This window comes from Legionella qingyii, assembly GCF_003184185.1.
The window spans coordinates 1-14,297 of record NZ_QHJG01000057.1 but is presented as its reverse complement, the minus strand read 5'-3'; the positions used below and the strand labels follow the sequence as shown (position 1 = coordinate 14,297).

The window sequence follows — 14,297 nt, the reverse complement described above, 5'->3', positions numbered from 1 at the left end:
GCCTATGGATTCCCGCCTGTGCGGGAATGACAATACTTATTGTAACTAAGCTTATGGATTCCCGCCTGTGCGGGAATGACAATACTTATTGTAACTAATCCTATGGATTCCCGCCTTCGCGTGAATGACAATATTTATTGTAACTAAGCCGATAGATCCCGCCTCTTCGAATGACAGTTCGAGTTTCTGTCATTCCCGCGCAGGCGGGAATCCATTCATCAGTATAATTCCTTGGCCAAATTTATCCATTGAGGGTTATTTTGCTCAATTAGATTTATTTTCCATTGCCTATTCCACTTCTTAATTTGTTTCTCTCGTGTTATCGCTTCATACACATCTGAATGGATTTCATAATAAACCAATTGGTGGACATTATATTTCTTTGTGAATCCTTCGACTAATCCTTCTTGATGCTGATATATTCGTTGTGCCAAATTGCTAGTAACCCCTACGTATAATGTGCCATACTTTTTGCTAGCCAACAAATAGACATAATATTGTTTTTCTTCCATGAGTGTTCCTAATTAAACTTGTTTTACTTCAACAAATCCTTGGCAATTGCTCTCCTGCCAACCAATCAACAATTCTCATACCCCCGAATTTTGTTTTTAGTTGTACAAAATGTCGTGGGTCTTCAATCACTTCACCAATAATTTTCGTATGAACTCCCAAAGGGTGGGCGCGCATTGCGGCTAATAAGTTATTTGCATCGTCGGGAGCACAAATGGCTACTAATTTTCCCTCATTGGCAACATAGAGGGCATCAAGTCCTAACAACTCGCATGCGCTGGCAACCTCGGTACGAATTGGGATCTTGCTTTCTTCAATGATAAATCCAACATTGGATTGCAAAGCAAATTCATTTAATGTGGTTGCGAGACCTCCACGAGTAGGGTCGCGCAAACAATGAATGTCGGGTACTACAGCAATCATATGGGCCACCAAATCATGTAGTGAAGCGGTATCGGATTGTATGGTTGTTTGAAATTGTAAATTATTCCGATGAGCCATAATGGCAACACCATGATCGCCAATATGTCCGCTGACTAGGACACGATCACCGGGTTTCGCTCTGTTACCAGAGATATGGATGCCTTCAGGGACTACTCCAATTCCCGTAGTGGTAATGAACACTCCATCTCCTTTGCCGCGTTCGACTACTTTGGTATCACCGGTAATAATGGGAATATGAGCTTGTTGTGCGGCAGCAGCCATCGAGTTGACAATTTTTTGTAAATCAGCAAGAGGAAATCCTTCTTCTAAAATAAAACTGGCAGACAGGTATAATGGTTTTGCACCCGACATCACAATGTCATTCACGGTTCCATGAACCGATAAGGAGCCAATATTACCCCCTGGAAAGAACAACGGTGAAATCACATGCGCATCTGTGGTCATGACCATTCGACCTGCGGATACTGAAAAACAAGCCTGATCATTTCTTTCAGCTAGCCAGTGGTTATCAAAGGCAGCTAAAAACATTTGCTCGATTAATTGAGCCATGGCGCGTCCACCGCTGCCATGAGTTAAATTAATAACGCCTTCTTTAAAATTAAGTTTTGGTGCTTTTACTTTTTTGGATAATACTGCTTGCGTCATCATGCATTCACCCGCCCATAAGCATATACCGCAGCACATGCGCCTTCAGAGGACACCATACAGGAACCTAAGGGATTTTCCGGGACACATGCTTTGGCAAATAATTTACATTCTATTGGTTTTTTTACACCACGCAGTACCTCACCGCAAATACATTGTTTGTGCTCTTGAGAGGTAAAATCAGGGATATCAAAACGTTTCTCTGCATCGAACTCAGCATATTCGGCTCTGATTTTTAAAGCACTTTGAGGAATAAATCCCAAGCCACGCCATTCAAATTGATCGCGTAATTCAAATACGTCATCCATAATTTGTTGGGATAGAAGATTTCCCAAGCGATTAACTGCCCGTGTATATTGAATTTCTACCTCACATCGTTGCTCATTGATTTGCTGGATTAGCATTAAAATAGAATGCAGTACATCCAAAGGTTCGAAGCCTGAAATCACAATGGGTTTTTTGTATTTTTTGCATACTGCTTCATAGGGCTGGCTGCCAATGACAATACTGACATGAGCAGGACCCACAAACCCATCGAGTTTGACTTCGTTGGATTGCAGCAGGTGATCCATAGGCACTGGTGTTAATACATGGTTACAAAAAACACTAAAATTACTGAGTTTTAGTTGTTCCGCTTGGCGGATAACCAATGCTGTTGGTGGCGTTGTGGTTTCAAAGCCAATAGCAAAAAATACAATTTCTTTCTGTGGGTTTTCTTGAGCAATTCTTAATGCGTCGCTTGCTGAATAAATCATTCGTACATCAGCGCCTGTTGCTTTGGCATGTAATAGATTTTTTTGTCCCGTACCTGGAACGCGCAACATATCTGCATAGCTGCAGAGAATCACATTAGGTAATGCGGCCAAAGCCATTGCTTTATCCGTTGTAGCCATAGGCAATACGCAGACAGGGCATCCAGGGCCATGGATCATTTCTACATTATTTGGCAATAAGCTCGGAATTCCATAACGATGAATTGCATGGGTATGACCGCCACAAAACTCCATGAACTGGTAGTGTCGATTCGGATCAACTTGTGTCGCAATTACTTTGGCGAGTACTTTTGCAAAATTGCCATTTCTGAAATCTTCAATGTATTTCATGCCGATGCACCTTGGGCCATTTGAGCAAATAAATCCAGGGTTTTTTGTGCTTCGAGTTCATCAAGTCGTGTTAACGCATAGCCAACATGAATAACCACATAATCTCCCAATGCGATTTCATCTAATAACTCAGTGGAGATTTCTTTGGTGATACCACCTATATTGACTATCGCTTTGGCATCATCAAGAATTTGTATAATTTGTGCGGGTAACGCCAAACACATAAATTATCCTTTGTTCTTATTAAATTTGGCTATCCCTTTCAGCCTGAGTTCTTGGTATATTAATTATAAATTCCCCGCAATCCAGGCTTGTCCGAGGGAAATTCCTCCATCATTGGGTGGAAGAGCACGCGGTAAAAAAGAGGTGATACCGGATTCATTTAGTACAGCAGTTAATCCTTCGGTTAATATTTGATTCAAAAAACAGCCTCCGCTTAATACTATCATATCAATTTTCCTTTCTCGACAGGTTTTCTTGATCCATTCTGCAAGACCCGCAATCAGTGTCCCGTGAAAAAGATTGGCTCCGGTTATAGGAGCAGGACAATTAGCCAGCAGTTCGAGGGTGGGCATCATATCAAAGCAATTCTCTTTTATTTGCCACCCATTGGAGATGATTTGTACCTGGGTCACGAGACTTTCTAAGTGCATTGCGGCGTGTCCTTCGTAATGCGAGATTAATTGGATTCCTAATAATGCACTTGCTGCATCAAACAAGCGGCCGCAACTGCTTGTGGGAGGGCTGTTTATTTTTTTATCCAGCATTTGCTGAATCAAGTGTGCTTGTGGAAACTCAGAAAATCGTTGTGCAATTTCATTGCCGCGTCCTAAACGATGCAAAACACTTGCTGCCATTCTCCAGGGTTCGCGAGCTGCACTTTCTCCGCCTGGTTGCAGGAGAGGTACAAAAGCTCCAATCCGAGTACAACTTGTATTTTCTAATAAAAAGAGTTCACCACCCCAGGCTTCTCCATTGTTGCCGTATCCATACCCATCAAGAGCTAAACCTAGGACTGATTTTTTGATGCCATGCTCTGCTATAACTGAAGCCAAATGAGCATGGTGATGTTGTATTGCAAAAGCAGGAACTCCATAGTGCTCGGCAAAGTGGGTCGTGTAAAAATCGGGATGTAAGTCATGAGCGATTCGTTCTGGTGTTACATCGAGAAAACGTAACAAATGATTTAATGACTCATGGAAAAATTCAATGGTTGCTTTGTTATTTAAACTCCCAATATGTTGGGAAACAAAGGCTTCATTACCGCGAGTAATGCAAAACGTATTTTTTAGATGTCCGCCTACGGCCAAGGTTGATGGAATTGCGTAGGGGAGCTGGATTGGGTTAGGTACAAAACCTCGAGAGCGACGAATAAATACTGGAGTATGATGCATTAGGCGTACTACTGAATCATCTGCACGAGTCACAATTTGACGATTGTAGGAGACAATTTTATCTGCAACATGATTGAGTTCTTGCTCGGCACGATGGTCTTCAATTATAAGCGGTTCACCGCCTAAGTTTGCGCTGGTAACTACTAATGTGATGTCTTGAAACGTGTTTAACCACTCATAACCGCTCTCATTTCCAATAAGCGCATTAAAAAGTAAATAATGCAATGGAGTGTATGGAAGCATGATTCCTAAAATGTTTAAACCCGGAGCAATTTGGGGATTGAACTCCCTCAATGCATCATTTTTTTTGAGTAAAACAATAGGGCGGGTAACGCTTTCTAATAAATCTTGTTCGTGTTGATTGATTGTGACAAGATGTTTTGCGCTTAGACTGTTCACCACCATGAGCGCAAAAGGTTTCGCATCGCGGTTTTTTCTTGCCCGCAACCTGGCTATTGCAGCTTCATTGCGTGCATCACAAATGAGTTGATAACCCCCTAAACTTTTTAAGGCAATGATCTCGCCTTGCACAATACTTTGTGCTATTTCTTCCACAGAACATGAAAGTTGAGGGCCGCAATGGATACAAGCAGTAGGTTGAGCATGATAGCGTCGGTTTTCAGGATTATTATAATCTGCCTGGCAATCGTCGCATAAAGGGAACAAATCCATTGAGGTTTGATTGCGATCATAAGGAAGATTACGAGTGATGGTAAATCGGGGACCGCAGTGCGTACAATTCAAAAAGGGATAATGGAAATAGCGGCTTTGAGGATCAAAGAGTTCCTGTAAACATTCAGAGCAAATACAGATATCAGGGGTAATGATGGTATTTACTCTGCCATTTTGGCTTTCAATAATTTTAAAAAGTTTTTCATTGGCTTGTAAAGGGATGGTTTCCTGTTGAATATTATTTACTTTAGCAAGTGGAGGTAAGTTTTCTTGTAAATAAGCAATAAAATTACAGGCTAAAATCCCTTGTACTTCAATCAGTACACCGGATGCACTATTTTGGATCCATCCAGTGAGATCAAGTTGTTTGGCGATCCGGTAAACACAAGGTCTAAAGCCAACACCCTGAACCTGTCCTTGAATGATTATTCTTAATCGTTCGATTCGTTTAAACACGGTTATTTATTTGTTTTTGTCTTAGCCATTCATACCAATCATTTAAACCATTACCATGGCTCGTTGAAAGGGTTAGAGTTTCAATACCGGGTTTAATTTGACGCGCGTATTTTATGCACTGCTCCAGATCAAAATTGACATAAGGGAGCAAATCCATTTTGGTGATGATCATGAGATCAGCACAATGAAACATATCAGGATATTTCAATGGCTTATTATCTCCTTCTGTTACGGAGAGAATAACTACTTTGAATTGCTCACCTAAATCAAATAATGCAGGACAAACAAGGTTACCTATATTCTCGATAAATAAAAGTGAGTTTGCTTTCAGAGGAAGATCTTCTAATGCATGACCCACCATATGTGCATCCAAATGACATACTTTTCCCGTATTTATTTGTAGGGCATTGCCGCCACTGGCTTTAATGAGTTCTGCATCGTGCTGCGTTTGTTGATCCCCTACTACAACTGCAATATCCAATTCCTCTTTTAAATCCAGAATGGTTTTTGCCAACAGGGTCGTTTTGCCTGAGCCCGGACTTGACATGATATTCAATGCTAAAATATTTTTTTTAGCTAAAAAACTTTTATTGTTGCGGGCAAATTGTTGGTTTTTAGCTAAAATATTTTGCTCCACATGAACCAGATGTTCGTCATGAACATGATGTTCTTGTTGATGTCCATGCTCATGTCCATGCTGATGTTCATGATGCTCCATTTCATTCTGTTCTTCAGAACAACCACAAATTCCACACATTATTCGACCACCATAGATTTGATTCGTAATTCTTCACCGTGAATAACCTTTAATGCATGACTGCCACAAGCCTGACATGCATCGTAATACTGTTGCAAGGGAATTCGCTTTTGACACGATTCGCAGAGTGCTTCTCCAGGAATATCGACGATGTAAAGTTCGGCGTTTTCAGCTACTGTTCCTTTGGCAATTACGGTAAAACCAAAAATCAGGGCATTCTTCTCAACTGCAGCAAGTTGGCCAATTTCTAAAACTATTTTTTTTATACGAGCACACTGTGTTGTATCCGCTTTCTGCTTAATTATTTCAAGAATACTTTTACACAGCCACAATTCATGCATTATATGACCTGATATTAAATTTCTAATTATACATTTGGATTAAATTAATCATACCAATAATCAAACTAAATGATGCAATTATAAGACCCGCCATGCGAGAGAATAAAAGAGATACTGAATCAGCACGTTGGATCAAAGTTGAAACAAATAAACCATTTAGTCCATCAGAAACCATCATCCCAAACATAAAAACGATCCCAAGTACTCCTGAAAATAACCATCCAGCCATGGCTCGTGCGGAAAGAGAAAATAAAACAACTTGGCTTACTGTATCAAAGGACAGAGCAAAGAGTGCTCCGATTAAGATGATAAAAAAAGGATTAAAGTTATTCCGAATTAATTTCTTTGCTAAGTAGTTTTTTAAACTGGTTGGAAGAGGAGGGGTGGATGGGCTGCGGAACACATTCCAAAGATTTAATAATCCAAAAATCAATAAAAAAGTAATCGATATACTGTTTCCCACTCCGTCTAGCCATTGGGGAACTATTATAGGTTTTATTCCATTACCAATAATTAAGCTGATTAAAATGACTACACTACCATGTCCAAGAGAAAATAAAAAACCTACAATTTTTGCCAGAGTTCGATGTGAGCTGACCATCCGTGTAACTGAATCAATAGTTGCTAGATGATCCAAATCAAAACCATGACGAAGGCCTAATAGAAATGCCATCGCGATTAAAAGCAGTCCGGATTTTTCCATAGTTTACTCTAATAGCTTGGGTGCGCCCGCGAGGACGGGAACTCATTTCTAACGAGGAACAGTATTACTTTAAGAATAGATTCCCGCTTTCGCGGGAATGACAAAAATTCTTAACTTAATGGCGATGCCGCTGTGCTGCACCAGGCTAGAATTAATTACAATTATTATTAATGACGCAGTTTACCAGACTGGTTGCAAAGTGATAATTGTTATTTTGATCATGAATTACTTCCCAGTCAAAAACACCACCAAATCCTGGATAAGCTCGTGGTGGAACATAGGTATCACAGCTTGATGAACTGGCGACCCCTGTGCGTAAACATTGTATGGCTCGTTTGATTGTACTAATGACTGCTGCCGGTGAGCCATCACTTTGTCCTGATGCATTGGGTGCAGGATAACCAAGAACTACTTGAGATGGGGTTAAATTACTGATGTAAGGTTGGAATCCAGTTTGTTGTCCTGAACTGGTGACTGCAGGCCAATTTTCTAATAAATCAGTTGCCATGGCTACCGAAGCATTGGGAGTACTTGTATTGTTTGGATCATAACAAATTAAGTCAATGCCGAAGGTACACCCTGCATTATAAATTTGAATACCAACCCATTCTAAAGATTGATGGGTTTGCATCACCAATGATGCATAGTTCCCCCATGTTGCATCAAACCCTGAGGTGGCAGCAACATTAGCAGTTTGCGGCGCTAAGGTAAGAAGCAAATCAGGATGATTGGTATGCATTGTATTGATAATATTCGCTAAAACGGCAATATCACCTGTAGGATTGGTAAACGTTCCGCCTGCGTTTAACCCACTTTCAATATCGAAATCAAATCCATCAAAATGATATTGAGTGACAAGATTTTCTAATGAAGTAATGAAGGTTTGTTGGAAGGCTGCAGGTGAAGAGGCAGCAGCCAATACCTGATGAAAATTTACTGTGGTATTGGGGATGCCTGAGGATGCACCACCTAAAGAGAGCAATACCTTAATGCCTGCATTATGCAATGATTGAATGTAACTTGTTGATACAGTATCGAACGCCGAAGTAATTTGTCCTGGGGATGTAGTGCTAAATACCCCAAAAGCAACAAGAATATGGGTATAACCAGCATTAGCTAATGCAGTAGCGGATGGTGGTGTTACCCAGCCTGGTAAGTAGCCTATAATTCTGCCGCCAGTGGTTGTGCTTTGAGTATAAGTAATCGTTTCTGTAGCAGAAGACGATGCGGTTAAAGGCTGGGGAGAATAACTAATTGTATAACCATTAACTGCTGTTGCACTTACTGTGTAAACGACCCCATCAGTTAAGTTTACATTACTCGTTCCTGTGCCATTACTTAATAAAATTGTTTCATTTACAGCTGAACCATTACCACTAGGAGTAAAGGTTACATTAATGGAGGAAAGAGAGGAGGGGGCTCCTGTTATTGTAATTGGAACACTGTCTTGAGCTACTTGAATGCAGTTATAGGTAAGTTGTATTGTTGGGGCAGAAACTGCTGCAGTAGCCGATGTTGGTGTGAATACTGGGGTACAACTATACCCATTGTATGCGATCGCAGGAGTAGAAAAAGTATAACTGACTCCATTAGCCAACTGACTAATTACATTCGTTGTGCTCCAAAGTACTTGTGCATTGATGGCGCTTTGATTATCCATCCGAGTTAAAGTTACAGTAGGTATGCCTGTATAACCTGATAAATGAGATGGCAATGCAGGTAATTTGATATTGATGTTTCCTGTTGTTGGCAATGCTGTATAGGTAAGAGTAGAGGAAACTGTGGTATCAGCTGAAACGGTTAAGTTTGTTGGATTTGCTACGCCTTGATACACGACTCCATTGCTATCCATAACAGCGGTTGGTGAAACGGTATAAGTTCCGGCAGAGAGACCTGATATGAGTTGTTGACCAGACCAGGGAACCTGGACTGTACTTATAGTTTGTCCATTTAAAGTTAAATTAACTAAAGCATAGTTTTGGCGATACGTTCGCAGGTTTTGTTGTTGCATTAATTAAATTAATATTACCTGTAGATACTGGGGAATTTAAGTAAACAAGAACACTATTGGCTATGTAATCTGCAGTAGGCGCCCCATAAATAATTGTAAAAAAACTTCCTTTAGGCAGCTTGCTATTGGCACCTGGGTATGTGGGGAATTGTAACGAGAGCGAAGATAAATAGGTGCCGTTACTTTGGGGCTGTGACGTAATTTGTAATGTATTGACTGGATAGGATAAAGGCGAAAAATTTCCCCAAAATGAGGTATTCAAATTGCTGCTATTAGAAAACGTTATTGTAGAGTTTTGAAAATCTACAGTTTGATTGCAATTGTTAGTTAATTTCAGTGAAATTGTTTGCCAGCTTTTTGTACCCGTTGAGCTCAAGCTTCCTGTAATACAAGAAGTGGGTTGAGGAGCAACAATTGGCGTTTTGGCAAATCCATCATTTAAGAAACACAAAAAACCAACTAAGATCCCTATTTTTCTCATAAATTCCCTTAATTTTCATAAAATTAGTTATTAGTGGGAGATCAACAATAAAGACCTTTAGGGGTAAATGCAAGTGTTCTTTGTAACAAAAAAGCACGGTTTTAACGTGCTTTGAATCCAATGAGTTGTCGAAAAATAAGCTTAAATAGAAGGGTTTTTATCTTTTATTTTTGACCATAATTCGTCTGCTTTTTTTATATTAGCAGGAATATCTTTTATCCTAATAGCGTGTATTTGTTATCTAGTGAAAGCCGTTATAGTCCATCGCCAGTATTTGTGATTCCTTTCTATAATTTTCCGAAAAATGTACCAATTCAGGTAGACTTTTTTCGCACCAACGAGTTGCAGTCATTACGGGTAGGGCATCCTTATTGTTATTCAGGGCCCATTGGGCATGTTCTAATAATAAGCTCGCTGCGTAGGTTTGTGCCAATGCAAATGCAAGTTGTCGTGCTCCAGTTTGTTGTTCTTCATCACTCATCTGGGACATGGATTGAATATAGTTCTGCAGTTTGTGAACGGCGTGTTGTGCTTTTATTTGAGAGTGAGTGAGTTCTTTATTGTTAATATGACTTAATCGCTTTTGCATGTCCTCAAGAAAAAACACGGCTGCATTCTCTTTATGAATAGCGCGCAATGCATCAAGACTGAGAATATTAGTTGTTCCTTCCCATATGGATAGTACTTGTGCATTTCTTAATAATTGGGGAAGTCCTGTATCTTCAATATAACCAGCCCCACCAAAAGCTTCCAGGGCTTCGCTGATTAGGGTGATTGCTTGTTTTGCCGTATAAAGTTTTATCAGAGGAGTTAAAAGTCTCAGTACAGCACGCTCCATTTCTGTTGCTTCATTTAATTCATCTTTTCCTAAAAGCTCGATGGCATGAAAAACCAGATGGAATGCGGCGGTAAATTCGACTTGCATGTTTGCTAATGTTTCCAGATGGAGTACATGCTTAGACAGAGTGCGGCCAAAAGCAACACGTTTTGAAGCATAATCACGAGCAAGTGCAAGGGCTCGCCGCATGTAACCCACCGCGCAACAGGCATTGTAAATGCGTGTAATATTAAACAGGGATGATATTTTTTTTACTCCATCTCCAGCTTTTCCAACTAATAACGCAGGAGCATCCTCCAGAGTTAATTCAGCGGTCGGAAGGGCGCGAGTGCCTAATTTGTCTTTTAATCGATTAATGTGTATGCCATTAAGTTTGCCCATCTGATCTCGAAGTTCAAGATAAAACAGACTCAACCCTTTACTACCTTCGGGGGCTCCTTCAATACGGGCAAGAGTCATAGCAATTTGTGATGTTGTGGCAGAAGTAAACCATTTAACGCCATTGAGACGATAATGAGAACCATCCTGTCTTGCAATGGTTGATGTGCCACTCACATCAGAACCTCCTGTGCGTTCGGTCATCCATTGCCCAGAGGTCCAAAAATGATCTGGGTCAGAAGAGGTTAAATGGGGAAGGGCGTGATTTTTCAAGGAATCATCTGCGTACAGTTCTAAAGCTCGAGCAGCCCCATCAGTCATTGCGAGAGGGCAAGTATAGATTGCTGATGAGGGATGAAATAAATACAATTTGGCAAACTGATGGATGCGGGATAATGCGCCATGTCGTCGTTCATATCCTATGGCAATTAATTGTTCTTCCGCAGAGATTTTGTCAAGCTCTTTCCATGCTTGGGAAACTTCAATATGGTCAATGCGTTTACCCCAGGGATCATAGGGTATATGCTTGGGTGGGAAGGACTCAGCTTCCTCTCCTAATTTATAGATGTCTTCAATGACTCGCTGGCCAAGACGATACAATTCAGGTTTAATTTCCATCAACATGGAAGAGGGAAGTTTCCATTCCAGATAAGTTTTTAAAACGCGATCTTCATCATATTGATTGCCCAAATGGGGCGGAGTTTGAAAAAAATCACTCATGGATCCATTCCCTTAGATTTTTAAGTTCTATCTATCTTAACCGGCTTAAATATAAGGAGCAATCCCAAACCTTATGGCTTTTTTTCCCGAGAATATCCCTAGGTATAAGCTCAAAAATTAGGTTTAATTTTGATAAGAAAATAAAAATAGATTTGAACTTTCTTTGCAAATCTGACAAGGTATTGCTGGATTTTAACATGAAGTGTAGTGAAATGAAGAAAGGAGTCTAAGGTGAGTTATTCACGTTTATTCAATAAGGAGTTTGCAGCGGCTGTTTTAATTTCTCAATTTTTTGGGGGATTATCAGCATTTGCTGCTGGTTTGCAGCTAAATGAGACTAGCCCAAGCTTGCAAGGTTCTGCAATGGCTGGTTCTGCAGCGGCTAATAATGATGTTTCAGCTTTGTATAACAATCCAGCAACATTATCTACTTTACAGCAAAATCAGATTTACGTTGGTGCAAGTGAGTTTATCCCCCAAATCAGTATGATTAATGGAGAAGCTTTTCATACATTTTATGTTCCGGGTATGCCACCATCAAATATTGCCGGTCCTGTTCAAGGGAGTGCTTCCCAACATAACATCAGCAACGCAGTTTTTATTCCCCAAGGTTACATTGGTTGGCGCACACCTCTCGATAAGTTAACCCTTGGGTTAGCCGTTGTAGAACCGTTTTATTTATATAATAAATATTCTGAAGATTCTGTATTACGTTATGCAACAGTCAAAAGTGAGATTAATTCTGTTGATATTAATCCCACCCTCGCATATCAAGTTAATGAGAAATTGTCGTTAGGTGTTGGCTTTCAAGCGCAATATTTAAAAACGATTTTTTCGCATTTTGATGGGGTTAATACGGGTGTTCCTCCCATTGATCTATTCATTGCAGCCACAGAACCTACGCATTTAAAGAGTGATGGGTGGGGTTATGGTTATACCCTTGGCGCCTTATTTCAGTGGGACCAATTTACTCGTTTTGGGGTGAGTTACCGCTCGGAAATCTCCACAAATCTGAGTGGTCATGGGGAACAATATACGATTATTGGTGATATATTGCCTTCGCCTGCAACTACCTTCTTATTCAACAGTGAAACTGCTGTGAGTAATAATTTTAAGACCCCTGGGGTATTAACTATTGGTGTTGCTCGGGATATTAATGAGTGGACGCTAAAGGCAACAGCTCAGGTTAATTTCTGGGATTATTTAGGTGATCTTGTTGTTTCAACTCCAGATGGTTATGAGACCTTTTATATTGTACCAATGAAATGGCATAACACCTTTTTCGGCTCTCTTGGCGCTGATTACCGTTACAATTCTTCCCTGACTTTACGTGGAGGATTTGCGTATAACCAAACCCCAATCGATTTACAAAATCGTACTCCACTTATTCCTGAGTCCGATCAATATTGGTTAAATTTTGGATTGAGCTATTTTATAAACAACCATTTCTCAGTTGATGGTGCTTACTCGCATATTTTTATTCGTAAGCAATCAGTGAACATTGCCCAAGCCAATGAAGGTATTCCTGGTCTGGCAGCGCCATTAGAAGTCAATCAAGTAAGTGCCGACTATAAAGGTACAGAGAATATTGTATCGCTGGGATTACGATACAGCTGCTAAGTCATTATAAGGAGATAATTTAATGTTAACAAAAATAAGAAAAATGATATTACATGCCAAAACACAATTAGTTGTGTTGATGAGTATGTTTTCTTTCTGCTGTATGCTGCCCCATGTCGCTCAAGCTATTCCACTTAATAAAATTACCAAAGTTTACTTTTTTGGCGATAGCTTAACAGATAGTGGTTTTAATAATGTGTTTACACTCATCAATGGTATGCCTGATAAAGCACCTACGTTTACAACCTTTAATGGATACACTTGGGCTCAATATATAGCGCATGACATCATGGGGACGCCACTTCTGCCTGCAGGTACTCTATTTCCCACCATAGATGACAAGATGACCAATAATTCAACTCCTATTTTTATTGACCCCTCTAAACCGCCTGCGCCTCCGATAGTACCACTACCCAATGGGTTTAATTTTGCTTGTGGAGGAAGTAGGACTGTAGCTGAACCAGGCATAGACTTTTATTGGGCTCCATCTCTTCAGCGCCAGGTCCAAAATTACTTGTCTACCGCACCCAAAAAATTGGATTCTAATGCGGTGTACTTTATTTGGTCAGGTGCGAACGATATGCTTTATGGAATTTCTGAACAGCTTAATCCAATCGCGTTCATGCAATTGATTGACGTGACCACAACTCAGATTGTTCAACAGATTGATGTTCTTAGTGCTCGAGGCGCTAAACAATTCGTGATCTTATCTCAGCCTAATATTGGTGCTACTCCATTCATAAACCAACTGGCAGTAGCAATCGGGGATCCATTGCTACCAGGAAAAATAAAAAATCTTAGTTTTATGTTTAATTCGCTGTTAAATCAAAAATTGGCTGCCAAACGGTCTAAAGTCAAAATTTTATATTTTGATACTTATACCGCTTTGGATAACATAATCAGTAATGCAAAAGCAGGGGAGCCGACTGTCATAAGCGGGGTATCATTTTTATTTCAGAATGTAACCGATCCTGTATGTACTTCTCCAATAGCTATATTATGTCAACAAACTTCAAATAATTACCTTTTTGCAGATTCAGTTCATCCCACAGATATGGCTCATCATGCTTTAGCGTTGGAAGTGGAAAATCAAATCAGACAATGGATGTAGCGCGGTAGAGCGCTCATCCTTAACCCCACTGCTATTAAGTTAAGGAAAAACTGTTTCCGCGAAGGCGGGAACGTATTTCTGGTCGGGTGTCGTGCTCATTTAGGAATAGATTT

At 40.2% G+C, this 14,297-nt stretch carries 13 protein-coding genes; 2 read left to right on the top strand and 11 right to left on the bottom strand.

The features are described 5' to 3' along the window. Positions 1-218: 218 nt before the first annotated feature. The 11 genes from DGG96_RS19850 to DGG96_RS19805 all read right to left on the bottom strand — a co-directional run bounded on the left by DGG96_RS19850 (position 219) and on the right by DGG96_RS19805 (position 11,453). On the bottom strand, positions 219-512 hold the full coding sequence (locus DGG96_RS19850; RefSeq protein WP_110144208.1) for a GIY-YIG nuclease family protein: 294 nt from the start codon (positions 510-512) through the stop codon (positions 219-221). Positions 513-540: 28 nt separating this feature from the next. Beyond that, positions 541-1,602: a hydrogenase expression/formation protein HypE gene (hypE, locus tag DGG96_RS19845; protein ID WP_407656307.1), complete on the bottom strand. Its 1,062-nt coding sequence runs from the start codon at positions 1,600-1,602 to the stop codon at positions 541-543. Next, positions 1,599-2,702, bottom strand: a complete 1,104-nt coding sequence (gene hypD / locus DGG96_RS19840) for a hydrogenase formation protein HypD (protein WP_110144207.1) — start codon at positions 2,700-2,702, stop codon at positions 1,599-1,601. The genes hypE and hypD overlap by 4 nt, the downstream gene beginning before the upstream one ends. Further along, positions 2,699-2,926 (bottom strand): HypC/HybG/HupF family hydrogenase formation chaperone, encoded by a 228-nt coding sequence (locus DGG96_RS19835; protein WP_110144206.1) that lies wholly within the window; start codon positions 2,924-2,926, stop codon positions 2,699-2,701. The genes hypD and DGG96_RS19835 overlap by 4 nt, the downstream gene beginning before the upstream one ends. Positions 2,927-2,989: 63 nt before the next feature. After that, positions 2,990-5,212: a carbamoyltransferase HypF gene (gene hypF / locus DGG96_RS19830; protein ID WP_110144209.1), complete on the bottom strand. Its 2,223-nt coding sequence runs from the start codon at positions 5,210-5,212 to the stop codon at positions 2,990-2,992. Positions 5,213-5,216: 4 nt separating this feature from the next. Then, entirely contained in the window at positions 5,217-5,981 is a 765-nt protein-coding gene (gene hypB / locus DGG96_RS19825) for a hydrogenase nickel incorporation protein HypB (RefSeq protein ID WP_110144205.1), read from the bottom strand. Further along, complete coding sequence (gene hypA, locus DGG96_RS19820) at positions 5,981-6,322, bottom strand: hydrogenase maturation nickel metallochaperone HypA (protein WP_110144204.1); 342 nt, start codon at positions 6,320-6,322, stop codon at positions 5,981-5,983. Before hypA ends, hypB begins: the two co-directional genes overlap by 1 nt. 22 nt (positions 6,323-6,344) lie before the next feature. After that, positions 6,345-7,025: a HoxN/HupN/NixA family nickel/cobalt transporter gene (locus tag DGG96_RS19815; RefSeq protein ID WP_110144203.1), complete on the bottom strand. Its 681-nt coding sequence runs from the start codon at positions 7,023-7,025 to the stop codon at positions 6,345-6,347. A 151-nt stretch (positions 7,026-7,176) separates the two neighbouring features. Next, positions 7,177-9,036: a glycosyl hydrolase family 18 protein gene (locus tag DGG96_RS19810; RefSeq protein ID WP_240610479.1), complete on the bottom strand. Its 1,860-nt coding sequence runs from the start codon at positions 9,034-9,036 to the stop codon at positions 7,177-7,179. After that, on the bottom strand, positions 8,987-9,517 hold the full coding sequence (locus DGG96_RS21275) for a hypothetical protein (RefSeq protein ID WP_240610478.1): 531 nt from the start codon (positions 9,515-9,517) through the stop codon (positions 8,987-8,989). Before DGG96_RS21275 ends, DGG96_RS19810 begins: the two co-directional genes overlap by 50 nt. 241 nt (positions 9,518-9,758) lie before the next feature. After that, on the bottom strand, positions 9,759-11,453 hold the full coding sequence (locus DGG96_RS19805) for an acyl-CoA dehydrogenase family protein (RefSeq protein WP_110144202.1): 1,695 nt from the start codon (positions 11,451-11,453) through the stop codon (positions 9,759-9,761). Between the two features lie 231 nt (positions 11,454-11,684). Here DGG96_RS19805 and DGG96_RS19800 point away from each other — a divergent pair, with 231 nt between their 5' ends. Together DGG96_RS19800 and DGG96_RS19795 are read left to right on the top strand one after the other, a co-directional pair. Next, complete coding sequence (locus tag DGG96_RS19800; protein ID WP_110144201.1) at positions 11,685-13,073, top strand: OmpP1/FadL family transporter; 1,389 nt, start codon at positions 11,685-11,687, stop codon at positions 13,071-13,073. Between the two features lie 22 nt (positions 13,074-13,095). After that, complete coding sequence (locus DGG96_RS19795) at positions 13,096-14,184, top strand: SGNH/GDSL hydrolase family protein (RefSeq protein ID WP_110144200.1); 1,089 nt, start codon at positions 13,096-13,098, stop codon at positions 14,182-14,184. Positions 14,185-14,297: the final 113 nt, after the last annotated feature.

What these genes read in the sequence shown, in the direction of transcription:
- hypA (WP_110144204.1), bottom strand. Translation starts at nt 6,322, where the DNA reads ATGCATGAATTGTGGCTGTGTAAAAGTATTCTTGAAATAATTAAGCAG.
- hypB (WP_110144205.1), bottom strand. Translation starts at nt 5,981, where the DNA reads ATGTGTGGAATTTGTGGTTGTTCTGAAGAACAGAATGAAATGGAGCAT.
- hypE (WP_407656307.1), bottom strand. Translation starts at nt 1,602, where the DNA reads ATGATGACGCAAGCAGTATTATCCAAAAAAGTAAAAGCACCAAAACTT.
- DGG96_RS19810 (WP_240610479.1), bottom strand. Translation starts at nt 9,036, where the DNA reads ATGCAACAACAAAACCTGCGAACGTATCGCCAAAACTATGCTTTAGTT.
- DGG96_RS19795 (WP_110144200.1), top strand. Translation starts at nt 13,096, where the DNA reads ATGTTAACAAAAATAAGAAAAATGATATTACATGCCAAAACACAATTA.
- DGG96_RS19835 (WP_110144206.1), bottom strand. Translation starts at nt 2,926, where the DNA reads ATGTGTTTGGCGTTACCCGCACAAATTATACAAATTCTTGATGATGCC.
- hypD (WP_110144207.1), bottom strand. Translation starts at nt 2,702, where the DNA reads ATGAAATACATTGAAGATTTCAGAAATGGCAATTTTGCAAAAGTACTC.
- DGG96_RS19815 (WP_110144203.1), bottom strand. Translation starts at nt 7,025, where the DNA reads ATGGAAAAATCCGGACTGCTTTTAATCGCGATGGCATTTCTATTAGGC.
- DGG96_RS19805 (WP_110144202.1), bottom strand. Translation starts at nt 11,453, where the DNA reads ATGAGTGATTTTTTTCAAACTCCGCCCCATTTGGGCAATCAATATGAT.
- DGG96_RS21275 (WP_240610478.1), bottom strand. Translation starts at nt 9,517, where the DNA reads ATGAGAAAAATAGGGATCTTAGTTGGTTTTTTGTGTTTCTTAAATGAT.
- DGG96_RS19850 (WP_110144208.1), bottom strand. Translation starts at nt 512, where the DNA reads ATGGAAGAAAAACAATATTATGTCTATTTGTTGGCTAGCAAAAAGTAT.